Source organism: Nonomuraea terrae (genome assembly GCF_044465245.1).
GTDB classification, from domain to species: Bacteria; Actinomycetota; Actinomycetes; order Streptosporangiales; family Streptosporangiaceae; genus Nonomuraea; species Nonomuraea terrae.
Genome location: NZ_JBITLL010000001.1, coordinates 332,478 through 356,242 on the forward strand (window position 1 = coordinate 332,478; position 23,765 = coordinate 356,242).

General features: G+C 71.5%; 22 protein-coding genes and 1 tRNA gene. 8 read left to right on the plus strand and 15 right to left on the minus strand.

Annotated elements, in window-relative coordinates; translation table 11 throughout:
- Window positions 1-59: 59 nt before the first annotated feature.
- A complete protein-coding gene (locus tag ACIBP6_RS01565) occupies window positions 60-1,049 on the plus strand; it encodes a LacI family DNA-binding transcriptional regulator (protein ID WP_132622171.1) in 990 nt (329 codons plus the stop codon).
- Between the two features lie 18 nt (window positions 1,050-1,067).
- Here ACIBP6_RS01565 and ACIBP6_RS01570 read toward each other — a convergent pair whose 3' ends face one another.
- Window positions 1,068-1,448 (minus strand): phage holin family protein, encoded by a 381-nt coding sequence (locus tag ACIBP6_RS01570; RefSeq protein WP_397047690.1) that lies wholly within the window; start codon window positions 1,446-1,448, stop codon window positions 1,068-1,070.
- Between the two features lie 113 nt (window positions 1,449-1,561).
- On the opposite strand from ACIBP6_RS01570, the gene ACIBP6_RS01575 reads away from it, so the two are divergent.
- Window positions 1,562-1,837 carry a hypothetical protein gene (locus tag ACIBP6_RS01575; protein ID WP_132622175.1) on the plus strand — a complete coding sequence of 92 codons (276 nt, stop codon included), beginning with the start codon at window positions 1,562-1,564 and terminating at the stop codon, window positions 1,835-1,837.
- A 56-nt stretch (window positions 1,838-1,893) separates the two neighbouring features.
- On the opposite strand, the gene ACIBP6_RS01580 is transcribed toward ACIBP6_RS01575, so the two are convergent.
- Together ACIBP6_RS01580 and ACIBP6_RS01585 are read right to left on the minus strand one after the other, a co-directional pair.
- On the minus strand, window positions 1,894-2,670 hold the full coding sequence (locus ACIBP6_RS01580; protein ID WP_397047692.1) for an FAD:protein FMN transferase: 777 nt from the start codon (window positions 2,668-2,670) through the stop codon (window positions 1,894-1,896).
- A 50-nt stretch (window positions 2,671-2,720) separates the two neighbouring features.
- On the minus strand, window positions 2,721-3,419 hold the full coding sequence (locus ACIBP6_RS01585; protein WP_397047694.1) for a hypothetical protein: 699 nt from the start codon (window positions 3,417-3,419) through the stop codon (window positions 2,721-2,723).
- A 52-nt stretch (window positions 3,420-3,471) separates the two neighbouring features.
- Between ACIBP6_RS01585 and ACIBP6_RS01590 the strand changes: the two genes are divergently transcribed.
- The 3 genes from ACIBP6_RS01590 to ACIBP6_RS01600 all read left to right on the plus strand — a co-directional run bounded on the left by ACIBP6_RS01590 (window position 3,472) and on the right by ACIBP6_RS01600 (window position 5,190).
- Window positions 3,472-3,864: an OsmC family protein gene (locus ACIBP6_RS01590; protein WP_397047696.1), complete on the plus strand. Its 393-nt coding sequence runs from the start codon at window positions 3,472-3,474 to the stop codon at window positions 3,862-3,864.
- Between the two features lie 284 nt (window positions 3,865-4,148).
- On the plus strand, window positions 4,149-5,069 hold the full coding sequence (locus ACIBP6_RS01595; protein ID WP_397047698.1) for a nucleoside hydrolase: 921 nt from the start codon (window positions 4,149-4,151) through the stop codon (window positions 5,067-5,069).
- A 47-nt stretch (window positions 5,070-5,116) separates the two neighbouring features.
- Window positions 5,117-5,190 (plus strand) — tRNA-Lys (locus tag ACIBP6_RS01600).
- A 58-nt stretch (window positions 5,191-5,248) separates the two neighbouring features.
- On the opposite strand, the gene ACIBP6_RS01605 is transcribed toward ACIBP6_RS01600, so the two are convergent.
- The gene (locus ACIBP6_RS01605; protein ID WP_397047700.1) at window positions 5,249-6,433 is read right to left on the minus strand and encodes a copper resistance D family protein; all 1,185 of its coding nucleotides are present in this window, start codon (window positions 6,431-6,433) and stop codon (window positions 5,249-5,251) included.
- Between the two features lie 34 nt (window positions 6,434-6,467).
- Window positions 6,468-7,922 carry a serine hydrolase domain-containing protein gene (locus ACIBP6_RS01610; protein WP_397047702.1) on the minus strand — a complete coding sequence of 485 codons (1,455 nt, stop codon included), beginning with the start codon at window positions 7,920-7,922 and terminating at the stop codon, window positions 6,468-6,470.
- 176 nt (window positions 7,923-8,098) lie between these two features.
- Between ACIBP6_RS01610 and ACIBP6_RS01615 the strand changes: the two genes are divergently transcribed.
- Window positions 8,099-9,109, plus strand: coding sequence for an RNA-guided endonuclease InsQ/TnpB family protein (locus ACIBP6_RS01615; RefSeq protein ID WP_397047704.1), 1,011 nt, complete (start codon window positions 8,099-8,101; stop codon window positions 9,107-9,109).
- A gap of 106 nt (window positions 9,110-9,215) precedes the next feature.
- Here ACIBP6_RS01615 and ACIBP6_RS01620 read toward each other — a convergent pair whose 3' ends face one another.
- Genes ACIBP6_RS01620 through ACIBP6_RS01660 form a run of 9 tightly spaced genes read right to left on the minus strand, consistent with a single transcriptional unit; the run spans window position 9,216 to window position 18,413 of the window.
- Window positions 9,216-10,055: a hypothetical protein gene (locus tag ACIBP6_RS01620; RefSeq protein ID WP_397047706.1), complete on the minus strand. Its 840-nt coding sequence runs from the start codon at window positions 10,053-10,055 to the stop codon at window positions 9,216-9,218.
- A gap of 28 nt (window positions 10,056-10,083) precedes the next feature.
- A complete protein-coding gene (locus ACIBP6_RS01625) occupies window positions 10,084-10,797 on the minus strand; it encodes a cupin domain-containing protein (protein ID WP_397047708.1) in 714 nt (237 codons plus the stop codon).
- Window positions 10,794-12,170 (minus strand): NAD-dependent succinate-semialdehyde dehydrogenase, encoded by a 1,377-nt coding sequence (locus ACIBP6_RS01630; protein ID WP_397047710.1) that lies wholly within the window; start codon window positions 12,168-12,170, stop codon window positions 10,794-10,796. Before ACIBP6_RS01630 ends, ACIBP6_RS01625 begins: the two co-directional genes overlap by 4 nt.
- 21 nt (window positions 12,171-12,191) lie before the next feature.
- A complete protein-coding gene (locus ACIBP6_RS01635) occupies window positions 12,192-13,247 on the minus strand; it encodes an isocitrate/isopropylmalate dehydrogenase family protein (RefSeq protein ID WP_397047712.1) in 1,056 nt (351 codons plus the stop codon).
- Window positions 13,248-13,296: 49 nt separating this feature from the next.
- Window positions 13,297-14,130 carry an ABC transporter ATP-binding protein gene (locus ACIBP6_RS01640; RefSeq protein ID WP_397047714.1) on the minus strand — a complete coding sequence of 278 codons (834 nt, stop codon included), beginning with the start codon at window positions 14,128-14,130 and terminating at the stop codon, window positions 13,297-13,299.
- Window positions 14,127-14,936, minus strand: coding sequence for an ABC transporter ATP-binding protein (locus ACIBP6_RS01645; protein WP_397049266.1), 810 nt, complete (start codon window positions 14,934-14,936; stop codon window positions 14,127-14,129). Before ACIBP6_RS01645 ends, ACIBP6_RS01640 begins: the two co-directional genes overlap by 4 nt.
- 5 nt (window positions 14,937-14,941) lie before the next feature.
- Complete coding sequence (locus tag ACIBP6_RS01650; RefSeq protein ID WP_397047716.1) at window positions 14,942-15,805, minus strand: ABC transporter permease; 864 nt, start codon at window positions 15,803-15,805, stop codon at window positions 14,942-14,944.
- Window positions 15,802-16,755: an ABC transporter permease gene (locus ACIBP6_RS01655; protein WP_397047717.1), complete on the minus strand. Its 954-nt coding sequence runs from the start codon at window positions 16,753-16,755 to the stop codon at window positions 15,802-15,804. The genes ACIBP6_RS01650 and ACIBP6_RS01655 overlap by 4 nt, the downstream gene beginning before the upstream one ends.
- A 2-nt stretch (window positions 16,756-16,757) precedes the next feature.
- Window positions 16,758-18,413 carry an ABC transporter substrate-binding protein gene (locus ACIBP6_RS01660; protein WP_397047718.1) on the minus strand — a complete coding sequence of 552 codons (1,656 nt, stop codon included), beginning with the start codon at window positions 18,411-18,413 and terminating at the stop codon, window positions 16,758-16,760.
- 497 nt (window positions 18,414-18,910) lie between these two features.
- Between ACIBP6_RS01660 and ACIBP6_RS01665 the strand changes: the two genes are divergently transcribed.
- Window positions 18,911-19,810, plus strand: a complete 900-nt coding sequence (locus ACIBP6_RS01665) for a MurR/RpiR family transcriptional regulator (protein WP_397047719.1) — start codon at window positions 18,911-18,913, stop codon at window positions 19,808-19,810.
- A 3-nt stretch (window positions 19,811-19,813) separates the two neighbouring features.
- Here ACIBP6_RS01665 and rocD read toward each other — a convergent pair whose 3' ends face one another.
- Window positions 19,814-21,037 carry an ornithine--oxo-acid transaminase gene (gene rocD, locus ACIBP6_RS01670; protein WP_397047721.1) on the minus strand — a complete coding sequence of 408 codons (1,224 nt, stop codon included), beginning with the start codon at window positions 21,035-21,037 and terminating at the stop codon, window positions 19,814-19,816.
- Window positions 21,038-21,114: 77 nt separating this feature from the next.
- Between rocD and acnA the strand changes: the two genes are divergently transcribed.
- Complete coding sequence (gene acnA, locus ACIBP6_RS01675) at window positions 21,115-23,712, plus strand: aconitate hydratase AcnA (protein ID WP_397047723.1); 2,598 nt, start codon at window positions 21,115-21,117, stop codon at window positions 23,710-23,712.
- Window positions 23,713-23,765 lie beyond the last annotated feature (53 nt).

Consider the following 23,765-nt stretch of genomic DNA (forward strand, 5'->3'; position numbering starts at 1 on the left):
GGTAAATGTGCCGTCGCGGCTAACACCGTTGTGTCGGCGTCACGGAATAGGCTGTCGGAATGCCTCGCAAGAGAGCCACGATCCGTGAGGTGGCGCAGGCCACGGGCCTGTCACCGGCGGCCGTCTCCTACGCGCTGCGCGGCCTGCAGGTCTCCGAGGAGACCATGGAGCGCGTGCGCGCCGCCGCCGCCGAGCTCGGCTACGAGGCCGATCCCATCGCCAGGGCGCTGGCCAGCGGCCGCAGCGGCATGATCGGCGTGTTGTGCGGCTCGCTCGAAGACCTCTGGCAGCAGTCGCTGGCCGTCGGCATCAGCAGGGGCCTGCGGGAGAAGGAGCGCTACGCCCTGATCCTCGACGCGGTCGGCGATCCCGGCAGGGAGCGGGCGCTCGCCCGGCAGCTGCGCGACCAGCGGGTCGACGGTCTCATCGTGCAGCCGATCGACCCGGCGGCGGAGTTCTGGCGCGAGCTGTGCGAGTCGGTTCCGGTGGTGGCGATCGGCGACTCGATCGCGGGCACGGCCGGCGAGGTCGTCTTCGACAACCGGCGCGGGGTCACGCTCGCCCTGGAGCATCTGCGCTCGTCGGGCCACCGCCGCATCGCCGTGCTCACGCCGACCCGGGCCAGCACGCCCGACCGGCCCGCCGACGTCCACGTCACGGCCGAGGCCGACCGGCTGGGGCTCGACATCGAGGTCGTCACCGCCTCCCACGGCCTGGCCGCCGCCACCGGCGCCGCCCATGAGCTGCTGTCGGGAAAGCGGCCGAGCGCGGTGTTCTGCTTCGCCGACTCCATCGCCTACGGGGTCTACGCGGCGGCGCAGGAGCTGGGGCTGTCGATCCCGGGCGACGTGTCGGTGATGGGCTACGACGACCACCCGATGTCGGGGCTGCTCTCGCCGGGCCTGACCACCGTCGACTGGGACATCGACGGCATCGTGCGCGCGGCCGTCCGGCTGGTCGCGGCGGCGGCCGACGGCGGGGCCCGCCGCCGCCGGGTCGTCCAGCGTCCCATGCTGCGCGAACGCAGCTCGGTCGCCCCGCTGTCGTGAGCGCCGCCGGGGAGAAGGTCAGTCGTTGTCGGGGATGAAGAGGCCGAGCAGCCAGCTCACCAGGCTGACGATGATGGCTCCCCAGAAGGCGGCCGGATAGAAGTTGTCGACATGGAAGGGGATGTCCAGCTGGCCGGCGATCCAGCCCGTCAGCAGCAGCATCGCCGCGTTGATGACGAGCAGGAACAGCCCCAGGGTCAGCACGATGATCGCGCAGCCCAGCGACTTCACGATCGGCTTGACGATGGCGTTGACGACGCCGAAGATCAACGCAACGACGAGCAGGACGCCCCAGTATCTGGCCGAGTTGGACGGGGCGGCCACGTCGATGCCGTCGACGAGCTGGATGGCGACCCACAGGGCCACCGCTGCCGCGAGGGTTCTGATGATGAATCTCACGCTGCTTGATCCTCCCACTTCGGCACGGGGGCCGCGATAGGTCCGTACCTCTACGATGCCTCCGAGTTATGGGCTGACGGCGGAGGGAAGGGCGTGCAGGGGGAGGAAGCAAGATGGACGTGAACGAGCTCGAGTCGCTGCCGGCCCACGAACTGCACGAGCGCGCGGTGCGTTACGCCGTCCGCCACGGCGACCTGGGGTTCCTGTGGGACCTGCTGAAGGTGATCCCGGCCGCCGAGGCCGCCAGCGGCCACACCACCGAGAGCGCCAACGACCTCAGCAAGGTCTCCGCGCTGCTCAGCGACGCCATCGCCGCCGGCGAGGGCAAGCTGGGCGAGGCCCTGCGCCCGATCTACATCGAATACCTGCGCCAACACCCCGACGCCTAGCCGGCAGAGGTGGACGGCCCGGTCGTCTCGGCCGGGCCGTCCCGTGTGCCCGCGGGTCAGACGGCCAGGCGGGTGGCCGCGCCGGTGTGGCGGGTGAAGCCCGGCGTGGTGGTCTCCTGGCCGTCCCGCGTGATGATCATGGTCTCGTACGGCCCCGACGCCGCCAGGTCGGCGGCGAAACGGCGAGCCAGCACGGCGCCCATGGCGTACAGGGCGGTGGCGTACGCGTCGGCCACGCCCAGGTCGGGGCCGACCACGGTGACCGAGCCGAGCCCCTCCTGAACCTTGCCGGTGCGCGGGTTGACGATGGGCCTGCGCCCCGAGGTCGCGATGCCCATGTCGTGGGCGTGGACGACCGCGCGCACGACGCCGGTGCGCGGATCGCGTACGGTCACCCGCCACGGCGTGCCCGGCATCGCCGAGCCGCGCACCCTGATGTCGCCGCCCGCGCTGATGCGGTGGTCGACCGCCCCGGCGTTGCACAGCGCCCGGGACAGCCGCTCCAGCGCCCAGCCCTTGATGTAGCCGGACGGGTCGATCACGCCGTTGATACGCGACTCGAACCAGCCGTTCGTGGCCTCGCTGAGCTCGTCGCAGCGGTGGAGGACCTCGATCAGCTCGGGGATCTGGCGGATCGTCTGACCGCGGCTGAGCCGGCCGACCTGGCTGTCCTCCTTGGCGGGGTTGAAGGTGTCGTCCACCCACCTCAGCCAGGCGAACGCGTCATCGAGCACGGGTGTCAGCTCGCGCTCCGGCAGGGCCGTGCGGATGTCCACGCTGACCGGCATGCCCATGACCATTTCGACACGGGCGCTTCCGGGGAAAGTCGTCACCTTGCCTCCTTGTCCGGCGCCCACGCTTTCAGACAGGCCATATGCTCAGGCTAAACCTTTTGCCGGGAACTGAAACTCACCTGTGACCTGGGAACGGACAGCCGGGTCAGGGCGCCGGCGACGTACCTCTGGAACCCGCGGGGGCCGGCCACCTCGACCGCGCGCTCGGCGATGTCGGGGATCTCACGACTCAGCCCGGAGGCGCTGACGCGTTCCTTCGCGCGCGGGTCGTGCTCGGAGCCCACGACGAGGATGAGGCGGTAACGGGCCTCCAGCTCGCGCAGCTCGTCGGTGACGCGGTCGGCGCGGTAGACCGCCACGGTGTCGGCCTCCCCGGCCAGGCGCTCGCGCAGCGCCGACGGGTCGAGCCCGGTGGCGATGAGCAGCCGCGGCCGGGACGGGTGCACCCGGTGGTTCCAGATGACCATCACGGCCGCCGCCGCGTACAGCAGCAGCGAGCCCACCCGGTCGGGCTCGGTCACGTTCGCCGTCGAGCTGAACTGGTGGGCCACCAGCAGCGCGCCGGCCAGGTAACCGCCGAGCCGCAACCGCTGCCTGGCCTCCTCGGTGCGCAGGTAGTCGGCGGCCTGCACGGTGAGGAACCCGACACCCACGAGCAGTGCCGCGGCGGTGTAGGCCACCGGCGTCCACGGGTGACCGAATCCCGGCCGCAGGGCGCCGAACTCGGCCACCGCGACACCGGACCAGAAGAGGATCGGGCCATGATGAGCATTCGCCTCGCTAGCCATGGCCTCACCATGCTGAACGAACATGAGAGCCATCTGAGTAGGGTCTCTAAACATGGCTAACGTGCGAGTCGAGCGGACTGAAGACGGCGGATTCCGGGCCACCAACGCCCGCGGTGCCGAGGTGCGGATCGGAGGCGGAGACGAGGCCGGGGTGTTCACCCCGGTGGAGCTCCTGCTGGCGGCGGTGGGCGGGTGCAACATCGTGACCGTCGAGCCGCTCACCGCCAAGCGGGGGCACCGGCTGGTGCGGCTGGAGATGACCGTCCAGGCGGAGAAGGTGGAGAGCAACAAGCTGGGGCCGGTGACGGTCACGTACGACGTGGAGCTGCCGTCGGAGGCGGCCGACGAGGTCTTCAGGGCGGTCGCCGAACGGGTGCACGAGAAGCACTGCACGGTGAGCAGGACACTCCAGGACGGCACTGACGTGCGGTTGGAACTTCCGTAAATGGATTAAACCGATATTCGACCCCGTTATGACGCGACCGTTGCATTCGCCTCGGTAGCGTTGTACCAGGTCAGTAGCTCTGGCGACTGGCCGAGGACCTTCACCGATGCGGACGCGGAGGGGGACCGCGGTTCGCAAAGTGCGGGACCGCCGGCGCTTTTGGGGGAAAGCGTCGGCCTGGACCGCCACCGATCGGGCCGGGCAGCTTTGGGGGAACTGCCCGGCCCGATCCATGCCCGGGGTCACGTGTGTGCTTCGTCCGGGTTCATGCGTACGCTGCGGACGTGACGAAGGTTCTCATCGACTGCGATCCCGGCATCGACGACGCGCTCGCCCTGGCGCTGACCGCCGGATCCTCCCTCGACCTTGTGGGCATCACCACCGTGGGCGGCAACGTCGACCTCTCGCTGACCACCGCGAACGCGCTGGCGCTGCGCGAGTTCCTGGAGCTCGGCGACGTCCCGGTCACGCCCGGCAGCGCCGGGGCTCTCCTGCGGCACACCGTCAGGGCGGGCCACGTGCACGGCGCCACGGGGCTCGGCGACGTGCTGCTGCCCGCGCCGCGGCGGGGGCCCGCGCCGGGCCACGCGGTCGACTTCATCGTGGAGACGCTGCGCGCGCGGCCCGGCGAGATCACGCTGGTGGCCGTGGGCCCGCTGACGAACCTCGCCCTCGCCGTACGGCGTGAGCCGAGGGTCGTGGAATGGGCCCGCGACCTGGTCATCATGGGCGGCTCCTACACCCGTGGCAACCACAACCCGGCGGCCGAGTTCAACATGCTGGCCGACCCCGAGGCCGCCGCCATCGTCTTCGACGCCGGGTGGACGGTGACGATGCTGGGCCTCGACGTGACGCTGACGGCCGTGGTGACCACGCAGGTGCTGGAGCGCATGGAGCCGCTCGGGCGGCTGGCGGAGCTGCTGGTGCCGGCCGCGCAGTCGTACGGGGTGGTGACGGCCGAGAGCGGGCCGGCCATCCACGACGCGTGCGCGGTGGCGTACCTGCTGGACCCGTCCTTGTTCACCTGCGTGCCGGCCGTGGTGAACGTGGAGACCGCCGGGCAGTTCACCCGTGGCATGACGGTGACCGATTTCAAGGTCGGCGACCGGCGGGCCAACGCGCTGGTGGCGACCTCTCTCGACGTGAAGGGATTCTGGGACCTGGTGATCGGAGCGTACGAGAGGCTGGCGGGCCGGCTGGGCTGAAAGACAGGCGCGGGCACTGTTCGGCGGCTGATAGAGTTACATCTGTTGCGCCGCTAGCTCAGTTGGTTAGAGCAGCTGACTCTTAATCAGCGGGTCCGGGGTTCGAGTCCCTGGCGGCGCACCTTCCGGAAACGGCCCGTCGTCACGACGGGCCGTTTTCGCGTTCCCGGTGAAGACGCTCATCCGCCCGCGGGGTCCGCGGCGGTGCGGCCGAGCCGGGCGGAGATCTTTGCCGTGGTGACGAACGACGTCACGACCACGGCGACCAGCAGCACCCCCATCATGATCACTCCGCCGCTGACCACGGGCTCCGCCGAGCCGCTCTCCGCCCTGGCCGACCCGGTCAGGAAGGTGAGCACGACCAGCACCCCGAGCCCCAGCACGGCCTCCACGGCGACGAGCCGGGGGATGACGCGTACGGCGAGCCGGAACACCGAGCCCTCCTGCCCGGCCGCCCGCGCCCTGGCGATGCGCGGCATGAGGACGAACTCGTGCAGCCCGCCGATCGCGACCATGGTGCCCACCAGCACGAGCTTGACCAGCAGGAACCGGCCGAACTCGGTGGTGAGCAGGTCGCCGGCGCCACCCACGTTCTTCCAGGCCAGCCATGATCCGCTGACGACCATGCCGCCCACGGCGGTCAGCGCGACGACGCTGAAGCGCGACCAGATCCGCGCCCACACGGCTCCCGCGCCGGGGGACAGGCGGCGGTGGGCCGTGGCGAGCAGCGCGAGCCCGGCGATCCCGCCGACCCAGGTCGACACCGACAACACGTGCGCGTGGTCGAGGACGCTGCCGAGCACGCTGTCGAACGTCTCCGCGCCCGGATCCGTCGGCACCCACGTGACGGCGTAGGCGAGGAACGCGATGACGTAGGCCGCGCCGGCGACGCGGGTGAGGCGGGCGTGCAGGCTGGAGCGCCACAGGAGGATCAGCATGACCGCCGACAACGCCCACAGCCCGTACTGGACCGCCGCCTGGGCGCCGGCGGACATCCACTCGCCGGGCTGGGCGGGCGCGGTGAGGTAGCCGAGCACCCGTCCCGGCAGCACCGCCTCGGAGTACGGGATCTCCTGGCCCTTGACCCGCGCCCCCTTCCCGGCGAGCTGGAAGTACAGCGCCACGAGGAACCACGTGCCGACGGCGGCCAGGATCAGCGCGGCGCGACGGCGCAGGACATCGCGGTGGGCCGGATTCACCGGCGAGCGGGACAGCACGGGGTGCACCACCAGCACGTGAAGCAGGGTGCCGCCGAACGTCCCGATCAGGCCGGCGAAGTAGGCGATCTTCGTGATGATCCGCCACGCCGCCGGGTCCGGGTTCGGATCGGCCGCTGCGAGTTGTGACAACACCTGTGACAGCACCGTTTGCCTCCTGGGGCTTTCCAAATAGGGCGTGCTAGATGCGGCGCAGCCCGCGGACGGCGGGGAGCGCGGTCGGGCCGGAGTTGACGTTGACCTCGTGCTCGACGGTGACGCCGTCCGCGTCGAACCGGAGCGTGAGCGTGTCGATGAACGGCGCTTCGAGGAAGTGCCACGTCAGCCGCAGGACGTCCGCGGAAGTCCACTCGGCGGCGGCCAGGATCGGGGCGCGGGCGTCCTGGTAGGAGTGGTGCAGCCGCCACACGCTCACGCCGGTGTGCTGCCTGAGCCACCGGCCGACACCGTGTTCGACGGTGTGCCGGCCGTGCTCGTCCTCGATCACGAGCAGCACCGCGTCCGCCGTCACGTCGACCGACAGCGAATCGACGCCGTGTTCGTTGGGCTTGAAGTCGTACGTCTCGCGGAAGGCGGACCGGCACGCCGAGGGCCGCAGCGGCTCTGGCTCGCGGGCGCGCCGCACCCACTGCTCGACCCCGTCGTCCTCCCGCTCCGCGCCGTCGAACGCCTTCCTGAACGTCCTGCGCAGCATCTCCGGCAGGTCGTGGTACGTGTCCTCGCCCATGGCGCCCGTGACCACGACCACGCCGCCCTGGTCGGGGAAGATCATGCATTCCTGGCCGAAGATGCCGGAGGCGTTGTAGATCCGGTCCTCGGTCGTCCAGAACTGGTAGCCGTACCCGGAGTCCGCGACGGCGTCCGGAGCGGGCGGCAGCAGCTCCCTGCCGTTCCACGTGCCGCTGATGGCGCGGCGTACGTGGAGGGCGGAGGCCTTCTGCGCCCAGCCTGGGGGCAGGACGCGCTCGCCCTGCCACATCCCGTCCTGGAGATAGAGGATCCCGAACGACAGCAGATCGCGCGGGCGCATCGACAGGCCGTTGCCGCCGCTGGCCACGCCCTCGGGGTCGCGCTCCCAGGCGAAGTCCGTGATGCCCAGCGGCTCGAACAGGCGCGGGCGCAGGTATTCGTCCACGGGCTGACCGGACACCCGCTGCACGATCGCCGACAGGACATGGCTGGTCGTGCTGCTGTAGACGAAGCAGCGGCCCGGCAGCTCCACCACCGGCTCCTCGAAGAACTCGCCGATCCACCCCGTCTGGCGCAGGCGGGTCGTCGCGCCGGACAGGCCGCGGCCGTGGCCCGTCTGCATGGTCAGCAGGTCGCGGACGCGCATGCGGCTCAGGTTCTCCGTCGGCGGGGCCGGCAGCCGTCCGTCGAAGAAGCTCACCACCGGGTCGTCCAGCCCGAGCAGGCCCTCGGCCTCGGCGAACCCGATCGCGGTGCCGGTGAAGCTCTTGGTGGCCGAGTGGATCTTGTGCTTGAGGTGGGGTTCGTGCGGCCACTGCCACAGGTCGAGGACCGTCCGCCCGTGCCGGTGGACGATCAGGGAGTGCAGCCGCATGTCCCGCTCCGCCAGCTCCTCCAGGAAGGCGTGCACCGGGCGCATGTCGATGGTCGCGTGGTCGTTCGCCATCAGAACCTCCCGAGGGGACCGGCGGCTTCAGCCGTCGGGGGAATCGGGAGCGGGAGGGCCGTCAAGGCCCGAGCGTGCCCTGACCTGCCGGGTCTGCGGATCACAGATGTCCTTCCGGGTTTTGTCGGTGCCGGCCGATACCGTGGTCGTCTCGTTACCGAGCGTGGGAGGTGGGGGTGCGCAGGTCGTTCAGGTTCCTGTTGCGCCTCACCGGTAAGCAGGCCGTCGCGCTCACGCAGTGCCTGGAGGATCACCGGCAGCTGTACAACGCCGCGCTGGAGCACCGCCGCACCGCCTACGCCAAGGCTGGTGTCACGATCCGGTACGGCGATCAGTCGGGCGAGTTGAAGCACATCCGCGCCGACGGCCCCGAAGGCCAGGCCCGGTGGTCGTTCTCTTCCCAGCAGGCCACTCTGCGGCGGCTCGACAAGGCGTTCGCCGCGTTCTTCGCACGCGTCGAGGCCGGGCGCACACCGGGCTTTCCGCGGTTCAAGGGGCGGGGCTGGTTCGACGCGGTGGAGTGGCCCAGGGACGGCGACGGCTGCCGGTGGGATTCCCAGCCCGGACATCCCTCGGCTACGTTCGTGCGGTTGCAGGGCGGCGGGCATGTGCCGGTGCACCGGCACCGGCCGGTGAGGGGCCTCGCCGCGACCGCCGATCGTCTCGCGGCGGCTCAGCGGGACCTGGCCCGTAAGAAACGCGGGTCCACGCGCCGCCTCAAGGAGGTGGCACGGATCGCCGCCCTGTGCGGCAAGGTCGGCCGTCAGCGGGTCGACTACGCGCACAAGGTCGCGAACGCGCTGGTGCGCGGCTATGACGTGATCGTGCACGAGGGCCTGCGGATCGCGAACATGACCCGTTCGGCGTCCGGCACGGTCGAGGCGCCCGGCCGGAACGTCGCGCAGAAGTCCGGGCTCAACCGAAACATCTTGGACGCGGGTTGGGGGGTGTTCCTGACGATCCTGTCGCACAAGGCTGAGAGGGCCGGTCGAGAGCTGATCGCGGTGAACCCTGCCGGCACTTCCCGCACGTGCGCCCGCTGCGGGCACTGCGTGAGGGAGAACCGCGTCACCCAGGCCGAGTTCCGATGTCAGGCGTGCGGTCATGCTGCGCACGCTGATGTGAACGCGGCGATCAACATCTTGAGGGCAGGGCTTGCCCTTCGCCGGGCTGCGGAAGCGGCTTAGCGAGAAGCCGCTCCCTTCAGGGAGCGGAGGAGTCACGAATACCGTTCTCTCGTGTGTGTGGGGCGGTGGGCGGGCTCTCGTGGGTGGGCCGGAAGCCGGCCGGTCTCTAGCGGGTGCGGCGCTCGTTCAGCAGCTTCCCGAGGAACTCCTGGACGGCGGGGATCACCGCGCTGCCCCGGTGGCCGACGCCGGGGACGACGTCGAAGCGCACCGGGATGCCGTGCTCGTCGAAGTTCGCCCGCAGGCACTCCAGCCGCTCGATCCGGGTGCGGCCGGTCTGCTCCACGCCGTCGAGCCAGTTGGGGCCGCCGACGTTGTTGATCTCCCAGGTCTCGACGTCGTCGCCGCCGACCACCATCTGCACCGGCACCTTCCGCATGGCCGCGAGATCGATCCCGGTGCCGAAGATCTCCTCGAACCCGCCGGTGCCGAGCCACCACGGCACGGAGTCGTCGAGCCGGGTGATCCGGCCGGGAGCGCCGATCGACACGCCGGCCAGCCGATCGGGATGGACGTAGAAGAAGCGGTGCGCGAACTGCCCGCCTCCGGAGAATCCGTGCAGGTAGAACCGGGCGGTCTCGGTGTTGAACACCTCGCCGACCTCGTCCACGATGTGCAGCAGCTCCTCGTCGAAACGGATGCCGCCGTAGGAGAGGAACTTGAAGCTGTGCAGCTCCCTCGGCTCCACCAGCCCGGCCGGGAAGAGCGGCGTGAGGATGACGCAGCGGTGCTCGATCGCGAAGCTCTTCCACCGGTCCCGGTAGAGCTCCGCCGAGCGGCCGGTGCCGTGCTGGATGACGACGAGCGGCAGCGGCGCCGCCTGGGGCGTGTGGTCCTTGGGGACGTACAGGGCGTACGAGATGCGCTGGTCGTGGCGGGAGGCGAAGAACGGGGTCCCGCCGATGAAGTAGAACCCTTGGGGGTCGGGGTCGACGGTGGTGGGCATGGGGGACGTACTCCTCGATCGTGGGGGGTCAGAAGGCGGTCAGCACATGCCGGAAGTGGGTGACCTCCGGCAGGCCGGCGATCGTGTCGCCGATGAGCTCACGCCATCGCCGGAACGCGGGTGAGCCGCGGAATCCCGAGGTGTGGTCGTCGATCGACTCCCAGCCGACGACGAGGCGATACTGCCGCGGATTCTCGTGCGAGCGCTCCAGGACGAACGTGCGCGCCCCCTTCGCCCGCTGGAACAGCGGCGCGGCCTCGGCGACCGCCGCCTCGAACCGCTCCTCATGGCCGGGCAGGACGGTGATCAGCGCGCTCTCGTGCACGAGGCCCGCCGGGCCGGCGGGCCCGCCGGGGTGCTCGGCGTCGATGCGGGAGTGCTCGCCCGACTCGACGAGCGTCCTGGTCGCCTCGACGGACGCGTACGTCCAGAAGATCTTCATGGGCGCCGTGCCGGAGGCGTTCTCGAAGTGGTGGGGGACGTTGGCCGGCACGAACGTGGTGTCGAAGGTGCGCAGCGGGGTGCGGACGCCGTCGATGTCCACGACGGCGTCGCCCTGGACGACGATCACGGATTCGGCGACGTTGTGCGTGTGGTGCCCGATCACCGCTCCTGGCTCGAAGCTCGTGATGCCGTTGAGGAAGGTCGTCGCGCCCCGGGCGCTCGTCACGAGCGGCACCGTGCGCGCTCCGGCGCCGCGGTCCTTGGCCGGCAGCTCGTCGGGACGGAAGATCGAGCTCATGCCGTCACCGCCGGGCCGAACCAGACGGTCTTCACGTTGACGAACTCCCTGATGCCGTAGGAGCCGAGCTCCCGGCCGTAGCCGGACTTCTTGATCCCGCCGAACGGCAGGCGCGGGTCGGAGGCCACCATGCCGTTGACGAAGACCGCGCCCGCGTCGAGGAGGGGGACGAGCCGGCGCGCCTGGTCGAGGTCGGAGGTCCACAGGGCGGCGCCGAGGCCGTACTCGGTCCGGTTGGCCAGCTCGATCGCCTCCTCGGGCCCGCCGACCCGCGTCACGCTCGCCACCGGCCCGAACGTCTCCTCGCGGAACGCCGCCATGTCCGGGGTGACGTGGTCGAGGAGGGTGGGCGGGTAGAAGAAGCCGGGGCCGGGGACCGGGTTGCCGCCCAGCAGGAGGCTCGCCCCGGCCGCCACGGTGCGGCGTACCTGGTCGTGCAGGGTGTCGCGGAGGTCCGCCCGGGCGAGCGGCCCGATCTGGGTGGCCTCGTCCATGGGGTCGCCCATGATCAGCGCGCCGGTCTTCTCGGCGACCAGCTGCACGAAGGCGCCGGCGACCCTCTCGTCCACGACGAAACGTTTGGCGTTGACGCAGCTCTGGCCGACGGTGTTGAACCGCGACCGCACGGCCGCCGTCGCGGCCTCGTCCAGATCGGCGTCGGCGAGCACGACGAACGGGTCCGAGCCGCCCAGCTCCAGGACGTGCTTCTTCAGGTGCGCGCCGGCCTGCGCGGCCACCAGCGCGCCGACCTCGGTGGAGCCGGTGAGGGTGACGGCCGCGATCCGGTCGTCGGCGATGAGATCGGCGACCGCGGCGGGCTCGGTGAGCAGCGTGGAACAGAGCCCGGGCGGGGCGCCGGCCCGCCGTACGAGCTCTTCGAGCGCCAGCGCGCAGGCCGGCACGTTGCTCGCGTGTTTGAGCACCGCGCCGTTCCCTGCCGCCAGCGCGGGCGCGAGGAAGCGGAAGAACTGCCAGAACGGATAGTTCCACGGCATGACGGCCAGCAGCACGCCGAGCGGTTCGAGGACGACCGTGCTCTCCGTCGCGCCGGACGCGACGGGCTCGGGGGCGAGGTAACGCTCGGCGTGCCCGGCGTAGTGGTCGAGCGTCCAGGCCGACTTCTCGATCTCCGCCCGTGCCTCCGTGATCGGCTTGCCCATCTCCTGCGTGATCAGCCGGGCGAAACGGTCGGCATCGGCCCGCAGTTCGCGGGCGATGGCGCTCAGCAGGGGGAGCCGCCGGGCGACGGGGGTCGCGCGCCAGTCGCGCTGGGCCGCCACGGCGGCGCTCAGGACGGCGTCCGTGTGTTCGGGTGGATGCGGATCGTAGTCGGCGATGGGCTCGCCGGTCGCGGGGTTGAGGGAGGAGGGCAAGGGTTTCCTTTCGAAAGGGGGTCAGCTCTCGCGGCGCAGCCGAGCCGCCACGTGAGCGGCGAACTGGGCGGTGCCGAGGTTCCCGCCGAGGTCGGGGGTGCGGGTCGCCGGCTGGTCGAGCACGCGTTCCACGGCCGACTCGATGTCGGCCGCCGCCGCGATCAGGTCGTCGTTCCCGTCGCGGCGGCCTCGCCAGTCGAGCAGCATCGCCGCGGACAGGATGAGCGAGGTGGGATTGGCCACGCCCTTGCCCGCGATGTCGGGCGCGGAGCCGTGCTGCGCCTGGGCCACCGCGACCTCGTGCCCGGCGTTGAGCGAGCCGCCGAGGCCGAGGCTGCCCGACAGCTCCGCCGCCTCGTCGGACAGGATGTCGCCGAACATGTTGGTGGTCACGATCACGTCGAACGTGTCCGGCCGCCGGATGAGCGCGGCCGCGGCGGCGTCCACGATCAGCTCCTCCAGCTCGACGTCGGGGAACTCCGCGGCGACCTCGCGGACCACGCGCAGGAAGAGCCCGTCGGAGAGCTTGAGCACGTTGGCCTTGTGGACCGCCGTCACCTTGCCGCGGCGCCCGCGGGCGAGCTCGAACGCCGCGCGGGCCACCCGTTCGCAGCCCCGCGCGGTGATCTTCCTGATGCTGAACGCGCTGCCGGCGTCCGGCATGAACTCGCCGCTGCCCGCGTACATGTTGCGGTCGGAGTAGAAGCCTTCGGTGTTCTCCCGGACGATGACCAGGTCCATCGGGGCGCGCAGCACGCTGAGGTCCGATCTCGACCGGCACGGGCGGATGTTCGCGAACAGCTCGAACCGGATGCGCAGTTCGGCGGAGGGGTTGAGCCCGCCCTCCTCGCGCGGCGGGTATTCGTAGTGCGACACCGGGCCCAGGATCACGCCGTCCACCTCGGGGACCCGGTCGAGCACCGGCTGCGGCAGCGTCGTGCCGTGCCGGACCAGGGCGGCGAACCCGATGTCGGCGACCTCGACCTCCAACCCGAGACCGGTCGCGTCCAGCACCTCCAGGGTCGCGCTGACGATCTCCGGGCCGATGCCGTCGCCGGGCAGTACGAGCACTTTCATGAAATCTCCTTGATCGCTGGGAGCGTCGCCGCGCGCGTCGCTGGGAGCGTCACGGCGTGCCCGCGAAGGCGGCCCGGAGCTCGGCGACGCGCTCGGGCCGCCAGTTCGGCCCCGGCGCGGACGACAGCAGCATGTCGGTGTAGGGATGCCGGGGCCGGCGCAGCACCTCGGCGGTGACGCCGCGCTCGACGGCCTCGCCCTTGTACATCACCAGGATCTGACCGGTCACCTCGTTGACCACGGCCAGGTCGTGCGTGACGAACACGAGGCTCACGCCGGTCTCGGCGCGGATCCGGTTGAGCAGGGCGAGGATCTGCGCCTGGACGGAGACGTCCAGCGCGGACACCGCCTCGTCCAGCACCAGCACCGCGGGATCCACCGCGAGCGCCTTGGCGATGGCGACCCGCTGCCGCTGCCCGCCGCTGAGCTCGTGGGGCCGCGAGCCGAGATGCTTGCCGGAGAGGCCGACGTGGCCCATCAGCTCGGAGATCCGCGCCTGCACCGTGTCCTTGGCCGGGTCGGGCAGGTGCCGGCGCAACACGTCGCGCAGCGCCGCCTCGACGCTCAGCCGCCGGTCCAGCGAAACGTACGGGTCCTGGAAGACCATCTGGACCTCCTTGGCCCTGCGCAGACGCGCGGCCCTGCCGCGTTCCTTCCCCTGCCGGGTGCGGCCGTCGATCACGATCGTGCCCGCGTCGGGGCGGGCCAGGCCCACCAGCATGCGGGCGAGCGTGGTCTTGCCGGAGCCCGATTCGCCGACCAGGCCGAGCGACTCGCCCTTGGCCAGCTCGAAGCTCACGTCCTTGACGGCGACCACGCGGGCGCCGCCGCGCCGCGCCGGATAGGTCTTGGTCAGCCCGCTGACCCGCACCGCCTCGCTCATGCGGACGCCTCCATGGTGTCGTCGCGCTGGGGAAGACGCGGGACGGCGTCCGCCAGCGCCTTCGTGTACGGGTCCGCCGGGCTGACGAAGATGGTGCCGGCCTCCTGGTGCTCCACCACGGCGCCGTCCTTCATCACGTACACGCGGTCGCAGTAGGCGGCGGCGAGCTGCAGATCGTGAGTGATGAACAGGACGCCCATCTCCCGCTCCCGCTGCAGCCGCCGCAGCAGGGCCAGCACCTCCGCCTGTGTGGTCACGTCGAGCGCGCTGGTCGCCTCGTCCGCGAGCAGCAGGCGCGGGCCGGTGCTCAGCGCCGCGGCGATCACCACGCGCTGCAGCATGCCGCCGGACAGCTGGTGCGGATACGCCCGCAGCAGCCGGTCGGTGTCGTCCAGCCCCACCTCGCCGAACAGCGCGGCGATCCGCCGCCGCGCCTCGGCCTTGGCGACGCCGTGGACGTGCACGAGCCGTTCGGTGGCCGAACTGCCGATGCGGCGCACCGGGTTGAGCACGGCCCTCGGCTCCTGGAAGATCATGGCGGCCAGCTCGGAACGGACCTTCCGCACCACGGCCTGGTCGCCCGCGGCCACGTCGTGCCCGCAGACCGAGACCGCGCCCGACAACGACGCGCGCTCGGGCAGCAGCCGCAGCGCCGCCCGCGCCGTGGTGGACTTGCCGGAGCCGGACTCGCCGACCAGCCCCACCGTCTCTCCCTCGGAGACGTCGAGGGAGACGCCCCGCAGGATCTGCCGGGAGCCCTCCGGGGAGGGCACCGACAGGTGGAGGTCTTCGATCGCCAGCAACATGCGCGTCACGTCCTCACGGCGAGCTTGTCGGAAAGGCGGACCCCGACGACGTTGGTCGCGACGACGACGACCGCGATCGTGAGCCCGGGGATGAGGGCGGGCCCGAGGACGCCCTGGATCACGCCGGCGCGGCCCTCCTGCACCATCAGGCCCCATTCGGAGCTGGGCGGCTGCGCCCCGAACCCGAGGAAGTTGAGCGAGGCCAGGCTCATCAGCCCTTCCCCGAACAGCACCACGAGGTAGCCGACGAGGGTCGGCATCAGGTTGGGCAGCAGGTACCGGCCGATCAGCTGGACGCCGCCGACGCCCTGCAGGCGGTAGGCGTCGACGTACGGCCGCGCCAGCTCCTCCAGCGCGATCGCCCGGGTGAACTTCGCGATCAGCGGCGCGAACGCCAGACCCATGCCGATGACGGCGGTCGCCGGCCCCCGGTCGAACACCGCGATGATGAGCACCACGAACAGCAGCCCGGGGAAGGCGAACATGACGTCGGTGATCCGGGCGAGCACGGTGTCCACCCAGCCGCGCCGCCAGGCGGCGACGACCCCGATGAGCACGCCCAGCACCGTCGCGAAGGCGAGCAGCGCGATGGCCCCGAGCAGGCTGGGCCGCGCGCCGTGGATCGCCCGTGACAGGATGTCGCGGCCCAGCTGGTCGGTGCCCAGCCAGTGCGCGGGACCGGGCGGCGCCCAGATGGCGGAGAAATCCGTGGCGTCGGGCGCGTACGGCGCGACGAGCGGCGCGAACACCGCCGCGGCCACGGCCACGCCGAGGATCGCGACGCAGACCCGGAACGTCCACGGGGAACGTCTGCGCCGGTCGGCGACCGGTGCCGAGGCGGCGCGCGCGCCGATGTCGTCGATCGTCACGATCGCTCACTCCTTACGAGGGTGCGCGCGTCGAGGAGCGGATAGATCAGATCCACGAGCATGGTGACCACCATGTACGCGAGCACCATGTAGAGCAGGATCGCCTGCACCACGGCGAAGTCGTGCGTGTTGATCGACTCCACCAGCAGGTTGCCGACCCCGCTGATGCCGAAGACGCTCTCGATGACCGTGGTCCCCGCGAGCATCCCGGCCAGGGTCAGCCCGCACATCGTGACGACCGGGCCGAGCGAGTTCCGCAGCACGTGCCGGGTCACGATCGCCCAGGTGCCGAGCCCGTAGCTGCGCGCCGCCTCGACGTGGTCGAGTGTCTGCTGCTCGACCATGGTCTGCCTGGTCACCCGGCTGATGAGCGCCAGCGACCCGAGCGCCAGAGCGACCGCGGGCAGCGTCAGGTGCCGCAGCCGGCCGGCGAAACCGGCGCCCTCGCCGGCCACGGGGAACCAGCGCAGCTGCACCGCGAACACCGACACGAGGCCCAGCGCCACCACGAAGTTCGGGACGGAGTTCACGAACGTGGTGCCGCCGGTGATCCACGAGTCGGCCCGGCCGCCCCTGCTCAGCGCCGAGGCGACGCCCAGCGAGACGCCGAGGACCACGAACAGCACCGTCGCCATGCCCACGAGCGTCAACGTCACCGGTAGCCGCGACGACAACAGGTCGGAGACCGGCTGCTGGTAGTAGAACGACGTGCCGAGGTCGCCGTGCAGGATGCCCTGCGCCCACAGGGCGTACTGCACGAACAGCGGCTGGTCGAGGTGGTACTCCGCGCGCACCGCCGCGATCCGCTCCGGCGTGATGTTCTCCGGGTTGCCGATCAGGAACGTCACCGGATCGCCCGGCGCCGCGTAGATGGCCACGAAGATGACGAACGAGCTGATGGCCAGGGTGAGCACCATGGCGCCGAGCCGTCGCAGGAGGAGCGCCGCCATGTCTACTCGCCCTTCGCCCCGAGGTCGGCCGCCCACGGGTAGTTCCTGAACGCGCCGGAGGCGGGAACCCCGGTCACGTCACTGGCCAGGACGACGGTGGTCGGGCTCTGCACGACCGACAGCCACGGCATCGCCTCCGCCCACCGCTGCGCCAGATCGACGGCGAGGTCGGCGCGCTTGGCGTCGTCCAGCTCGGCCTTGGCCTTGGCCACGAGGGCGTCGTACTCGGGGTCCTTGAGCACCCACTGGACGGTCGAGTCGGAGGCGCCGTTCTTGTAGAAGCCGACCGGGTCGTTCTTCGAGATGAAGTAGTCGTCGGTGAACAGGTCGGCCTGCTTCCTGAACTCCGCGTCGCTGTAGTAGTCGCCGTACTGCTGGGGCGGGATCTGGATGATGCGGGCGTCGAGGCCGATCTTCTTCGCGGCGTCCACGATCGCGTTGGCGATCACGTCGCGGCCGGTGGTGCCGTCGCTGGCGACCACGATCTGCTGGGTGGCGCCGACCTCGGCGACGAGTTTCTTGGCCGCCTCGATGCTCTGCGGGGTGGGCTTGGCGGGCGCGTTCGCGGCCAGCTTCTCCGAGGCCGCGCGGAACGTGCCGGCCTCGTACCCCCACGCGCCGGGGCCGACCGGCTCGGCGGCCGGCACGCCGAGGCCGGCGAGCGCGGCGCGGGAGACGCCGTCCCGGTCGAGGGCCAGCGACAGCGCCTTGCGCAGCCGTACGTCGGCGAGCCCGCCGCGCTCGGTCACCATCGAGTTCCAGACCCGGGTGTCGGGGCCCTGGCTGACGGTCGTGTTCGGGCCGCCGGCCAGCCGGGTCGCCGACGCGATGTTCTCCAGGTACGCGCCGTCGGCCTCGCCGGTGAGCAGCGAGTTGACCACCGCGTCGTCGTCCGCCCACCGGATGGTGAGCTCGCCGGTCTTCGAGGCGCGCTCCTGGTTCCAGTAGTCGGCGGCCTTGGTCAGGACGATCTGCCGCCCGGACTCCCATGCCTTCAGCTCCAGCGGCCCGGTGCACGCGTCGTCGCCGCGGGGCGTGCCGAAGGCGTCGCCCTGGGACTCGACGGCCTCGCGCTCGAGGACGACGCCGCCCGTGCCGGCCAGCGCCTTCAGGAACACGGCGTCGGCCTGCTTCATCGTGACCGTCACCTCATGGGGGCCGGTCTTGGTGACCTCGCTGACGTTCTCGTACTCGTCGGACTCGTTGGCGCCGTCGGCGGCGTGCCGGTTCATGCTCCACACCACGTCGTCGGCGGTCATCTCCTTGCCGCTGTGGAAGCGCACGCCCTGGCGGATGGTGAAGACGAGCGTCTCCGGCGTCTTCCACTCGTACTTCTCGGCGAGCCAGGGCTTGACGGTCAGGTCGGGTTGCGCCTGGACGAGGCGTTCGCAGACGTTGCCCATGACGGTGTCGGTGGTGGCGCCCGCGGCGTCGTTGTCGAGGTCGAGGGTGGCCGGCTCCTTGGGCATGAACCAGGTGGCCTTGTCGAGCGGGCCCGTGGCGGCGGGCGTGCTGTCGACCAGGCGTACGTTCTGCTTGGCCTGCTGGGCGGCCTGGGACGGCGAGACGGCCGCGCCGCCGCACCCGGCGACCAGCGCGAACGTGGCGCATGTGGCCGTGCCGGCGGCGAGCCGGCGGGAAAGTCGCTGCTTTGTCATGACGGTTCCCAGTGGTCTAGGGGGAAGGTCGGTCACCGCCCGGCCCTCGTGCGAACGCCATGACGTGAAGTCGTAGTCGCGACTACAAGGGGTCGCCGTGGCGCGGCAGAGCAGGCTGGAAGGGGGGTTCGCTGAGGAGAGGTGGCCACCGCTGTCGTCTTCTGATCGCGCACGCCGTCGTGGACCGCGGTCAACGGGCTGGTAGCGGTAGGCGAACGGTCTCGGCGGTGCGGGTCACGCGTGCCGATGGTTCGTGGGTGGGGCCGGTGGTACGCGACCGGGGGCGCGGGTCTCGGCGCGCTGCGCCGGGCGGAGGGCCCGCCGGCGGGTGGCACGGGAGACTTGGGTCGATGGTGAGTTCATACTCTGATAGGGATACGCACCCCCCGGACGGCGCGCCGGAGCCGAAGCTGTAGCGGAGCCTACGATTGACGGGTTTCGTAGTGGCAACTACGGTGCGACATTAGTCATTACGAGAAGAAAGTCAACCCCCTGCCGTGAGCCGCAATCAGCCCGGAGACAACCCGTTGCGCGAGCAGATCGCCAGCAAGCTGGACGAACTGCCTCCCGCGGAGCGGCGCGTCGCCGAATATCTGCGCGACCACGCGCACGAGATCATCTTCGCGACCTCGGGTGAGATCGGCGCCGCCACGGGCACCAGCGACGCGACCGTGATCCGCACGGCCAAGGCGCTGGGCTACTCGGGCCTGCCCGGGCTCAAGCGCGAGGCGGGCAGGCAGGCGATCGGCGGCACCCGGCCGTCGGCACGGCTGCGCAGCCGCATCGACAAGGCCGGCCCGGAGGCCGGGTCGTTGATGGACCACGTCTTCGCCGAGGCCACCGAGCGGCTGCTGGAGACCCGCAGGCTGATCACGGAGGACGACTTCGTCGCGGCCCTCGACCTGCTCATGGGAGCCCGCGAGATCGTCAGCTTCGGCCTCGGCCCCAGTGAGATGTGCGCCCACTACCTGACCCTGCGGCTGCGCCGCCTCGGCCGCCAGGCCCGGCTGATCAACAGCACCGGGTTCCGGCTGGCCGACGACCTGCTCGGGCTGCAGAAGTCCGACGTGATGGTGCTCTACGTGCCCGGCCGGCTGTTCAACGACGTCTACGTCCTGCTCGACCACGCCCAGGCGGTGGGCGCCCAGGTGCTGCTGTTCTCCGACGCCCTGCTGCCGGTGCTGGCCGACCGGGTGACCCTCACCCTGACGGCCGTGCACTCGGGATCCGGCTACACCGGTGAAGGGCTCAGCGCGCTGCTGCTCACCGACTGCCTGGTGCTGGGCCTGGCCGCACGCGACCGCGACCGGGCCACCAGCACGTCCGAGCTGCTCAACTCGCTGCGTACGGCGCTGACCGAGCCGCGCGGGCGCACCACCCGCCGCACGCGGAAGTAGCGGTCACCGCAGGCGGACGACCTCCTCGACCGCGTCCAGCGCGCGGTCGAGGTCCGCCTCGCCGATCACCAGCGGCGGGGCGATCCGCAGGGTGCGGCCGTGCGTCTCCTTGCACAGCACCCCGCGTGCCATGAGCGCCTCGGCCGCCTCCCGGCCGCCGAGCCCTCCCGGCGTCAGGTCCACGCCGGCCCAGAGCCCGCGTCCGCGGACCTCCTCGACGCCGTGACCGACCAGCGTCGCGAGCCTGGCGTGCAGGCGGGCGCCGAGCGTGGTGGCCCGCTCCTGGTACTCGCCGCTCCGCAGCAGCCGGACGACCGCCCGGCCGACCGCGCACGCCAGCGGGTTGCCGCCGAAGGTCGAGCCGTGCTCGCCCGGCCGCAGCACGCCGAGGACGTCGGCCCGGCCGGCCACCGCCGACACCGGGACGATGCCGCCGCCGAGCGCCTTGCCCAGCGTGTAGAGGTCGGCCCGGACGCCTTCGTGGTCGAGGGCGAGCACGGCTCCCGTGCGCGCGAGGCCCGACTGGATCTCGTCGGCGATCAGCAGCGCGCCCGCCTCGTCGCAGAGCCTGCGCGCCTCGGCGAGATAGCCCGGCGGCGGCACGATCACGCCCGCCTCGCCCTGGACCGGCTCCAGCAGCACGGCCGCCGTGCGCTCGTTGACGGCCGCCGCGAGCGCGCCGGCGTCGCCGTACGGCACCACGACGAAACCCGGGGTGAACGGCCCGAAATCGGCCCGCGCGGTCTCGTCGGTGGAGAACGAGACGATCGTGGTGGTGCGGCCGTGGAAGTTCGACGCGGCGACCACGATCTCGCCGGTGCCGTTCGGGACGCCCTTGACGCGGTAGGCCCACTTGCGGGCGACCTTGATGGCCGATTCGACGGCTTCGGCGCCGGAGTTCATCGGCAGCACCATCTCGGTGCCGGTCAGCTCGGCGAGCTCCCGGCAGAACAGGCCGAACTGATCGTGGTGGAACGCGCGCGAGGTGAGGGTGACGCGGCCGAGCTGCTCGACCGCGGCGGCCACGAGCGCGGGGTGCCGGTGACCGAAGTTCAGGGCGGAGTAACCGGCGAGCAGGTCGAGGTAACGGGTGCCGTCGACGCCGGTGACCCAGGCCCCTTCGGCCTCGGCGATCACGACCGGCAGGGGGTGGTAGTTGTGCGCACTCCATCGTTCGTCGAGCGCGATCAGGTCGGCGGGGGTGGTGTTGCCGTACACGAGGGTCATGCGCGACAGGTTATAACCTTGTCCTGCGATATCTAGGTTATAACGTTCGTCGGGCGCCGATCATGAGGAGATGTCCCGTGCCTGAACTGAGATCGCCCGCCCGGCTCGACAGCTTCGGCGTCCTCGGCGAGCTGTCCGCGGGCCCGGCCCGTCACCGGGTCGCCAGGATCGACGGGCTCGTCACGCCGCGCATGCCGTACACGATCCGCATCCTGCTGGAGAACCTGCTGCGCCACGAGGACGGCGAGCGGGTGACGCGGGAGCAGATCGAGGCGGTGCTGGCGTGGGGATCGGGCGGATCCTCCACGATCGACGTGCATCCGTCGCGGGTCTTCCTCCACGACACCAACGGCGTGCCGGCCTTCGCCGACATCGCCGCCATGCGCGACGCGATGCACGCCATCGGCGGCGACCCGGCGGCGGTGAACCCGCGGATCCCCGCCGAGCTGGTGGTCGACCACTCGGTGATCGCCGACGTGTTCGGCTCACCCGGCGCGCTGGAGCGCAACGTCGAGCTGGAGTACGAGCGCAACGGCGAGCGCTACCGGTTCCTGCGCTGGGCGCAGACGTCGTTGCGCAACGTCCGCATCGTCCCGCCCGGCAAAGGGATCATGCACCAGATCAACCTGGAGCACCTCGCGCGTGTGGTCGTGGCCGACGAGGGCTGGGCGTACCCCGACCTGTGCGTCGGCACGGACTCCCACACCACGATGGTCAACGGCGTCGGGGTCCTGGGCTGGGGGATCGGCGGCATCGAGGCCGGGGCGGCGATGCTCGGCGAGTCGCTCAACATGCCGCTGCCGCCGGTGGTCGGCGTCCGGCTCACCGGCGCCCTGCGCCGGGGCGCCACCGCGACCGACCTGGTCCTGACGATCACCGAGGTGCTGCGCGCGCACGGGGTCGTCGGCACCTTCGTGGAGTTCCACGGCGAGGGCGTGCGGGCGCTGTCGCTTCCCGACCGGGCGACCATCGCGAACATGAGCCCGGAGTTCGGCTCGACGTGCGCGTACTTCCCGGTGGACGAGGAGACCATCCGCTACCTGCGCTTCACCGGCCGCCCGCCCGCGCATGCGGCGCTGGTCGAGGCGTACGCGAAGGCCCAGCGGCTGTGGCACCGGCCGGAGCACACGGCCGACTACACGGAGACGGTGGAGATCGACCTCGGCGCCGTCGAGCCGTCGGTCGCCGGGCCGCACCGCCCCCAGGACAGAGTCCCGCTGTCCCAGGTCCGGCGGCGGTTCCGGGAGGCGGCGGGGGAGCTGCCACCCGCGAACGGGCTGCGCCACGGCGTCGTGGGCATCGCGGCGATCACGTCCTGCACGAACACCTCCAACCCCGCGGCGATGGTCACGGCCGCGCTGCTGGCCCGCAACGCGGTCCGGCGCGGGCTGCGCAGCAGGCGGTGGGTCAAGACGACCCTGTCGCCGGGGTCGCGGGTGGTGACCTCCTACCTCGACGCGGCCGGGCTCACGCCGTACCTGGAGGAGCTGGGGTTCCACCTGGCCGGGTACGGCTGCATGACCTGTATCGGCGCCTCGGGGCCGCTGGTGGCGGAGGTGCGGGAGGCGGCGCGCGACGACGGGGTCACGGTGGCCGCGGTGCTCTCCGGCAACCGGAACTTCGCGGGCCGCATCAATCCTGACGTCCGGCAGAACTACCTGGCCTCTCCGCCGCTGGTCGTCGCGTACGCGCTGGCCGGCACCGTGGACACCGACCTGACGTCCGACCCGCTCGGCCACGCCCCCGACGGGAGCCCCGTCCGGCTCGCCGACGTGTGGCCCGATCCGGAGGAGGTCGCGCGGGTCACGGAGAGCGCGATCACGCCGGAGATGTTCACCGCGGCCTACCGCGACGTCTTCGCCGGCGACGCCCGCTGGGACAGCCTGGAGCAGCAGGAGGGCGAGCGGTTCCGCTGGGATCCCGACAGCGACTACCTGCGGCGCCCGCCCTTCTTCGACGGGATGCCGCCCGAGCCGGAGCCGGTGGCCGGCATCGAGGGGGCGCGGGTCCTCGTGCTGCTGGGGGACTCGACCACCACGGATCACATCTCGCCCGCCGGGACGATCCCCGCGGACTCCCCGGCGGGCCGCTACCTGCGCGAGCGCGGCGTCGCGCCGACCGGCTTCAACACCTACGCCTCGCGGCGCGGCGACCACGAGGTGATGGTCAGGGGCGCCTTCGCCAACGTGCGGCTGCGCAACCTGCTGGTGCCGGAGGTGGAGGGCGGCTACACCGCGAGCTTCGCCGAGGGCGGCCGGGTGCGGACGGTGTACGACGCCGCCATGGCCTACCGCGCGGCGGGCATCCCGCTCGTCGTGCTCGGCGGCGCTCTCTACGGCACGGGCTCGTCGCGCGACTGGGCCGCGAAGGGGCCGGCGTTGCTGGGCGTGCGCGCCGTCCTGGCCGAGTCGTTCGAGCGCATCCACCGCTCGAACCTGATCGGGATGGGCGTGCTGCCGCTGCAGTACCTGCCGGGTGAGAACGCGCGCAGCCTCGGCCTGACCGGCCACGAGCTGTTCGACATCGAGAGCCCGGCCGGCGCGGCGACCGTGACGGTGCGGGCGGACGGCAAGGAGTTCGGCGCGGTCGTCCGCCTCGACACGGATCGCGAGCGCGAGATCCACCGCCACGGCGGCATCACACGCCTGGTCCTCCGCCGCCTCCAGGCAGGGTGAATCCCGTATAGCGCCTCCACCGCTATAGGTTATAGCCTGTGATGCGCGGTGGA

Coding starts and splice junctions, on each gene's coding strand:
- ACIBP6_RS01565 (WP_132622171.1), top strand. CDS start 60: ATGCCTCGCAAGAGAGCCACGATCCGTGAGGTGGCGCAGGCCACGGGC.
- ACIBP6_RS01575 (WP_132622175.1), top strand. CDS start 1,562: ATGGACGTGAACGAGCTCGAGTCGCTGCCGGCCCACGAACTGCACGAG.
- ACIBP6_RS01585 (WP_397047694.1), bottom strand. CDS start 3,419: ATGGCTAGCGAGGCGAATGCTCATCATGGCCCGATCCTCTTCTGGTCC.
- ACIBP6_RS01590 (WP_397047696.1), top strand. CDS start 3,472: ATGGCTAACGTGCGAGTCGAGCGGACTGAAGACGGCGGATTCCGGGCC.
- ACIBP6_RS01610 (WP_397047702.1), bottom strand. CDS start 7,922: ATGGCGAACGACCACGCGACCATCGACATGCGCCCGGTGCACGCCTTC.
- ACIBP6_RS01620 (WP_397047706.1), bottom strand. CDS start 10,055: ATGCCCACCACCGTCGACCCCGACCCCCAAGGGTTCTACTTCATCGGC.
- ACIBP6_RS01625 (WP_397047708.1), bottom strand. CDS start 10,797: ATGAGCTCGATCTTCCGTCCCGACGAGCTGCCGGCCAAGGACCGCGGC.
- ACIBP6_RS01635 (WP_397047712.1), bottom strand. CDS start 13,247: ATGAAAGTGCTCGTACTGCCCGGCGACGGCATCGGCCCGGAGATCGTC.
- ACIBP6_RS01640 (WP_397047714.1), bottom strand. CDS start 14,130: ATGAGCGAGGCGGTGCGGGTCAGCGGGCTGACCAAGACCTATCCGGCG.
- ACIBP6_RS01645 (WP_397049266.1), bottom strand. CDS start 14,936: ATGTTGCTGGCGATCGAAGACCTCCACCTGTCGGTGCCCTCCCCGGAG.
- ACIBP6_RS01655 (WP_397047717.1), bottom strand. CDS start 16,755: ATGGCGGCGCTCCTCCTGCGACGGCTCGGCGCCATGGTGCTCACCCTG.
- ACIBP6_RS01660 (WP_397047718.1), bottom strand. CDS start 18,413: ATGACAAAGCAGCGACTTTCCCGCCGGCTCGCCGCCGGCACGGCCACA.
- rocD (WP_397047721.1), bottom strand. CDS start 21,037: ATGACCCTCGTGTACGGCAACACCACCCCCGCCGACCTGATCGCGCTC.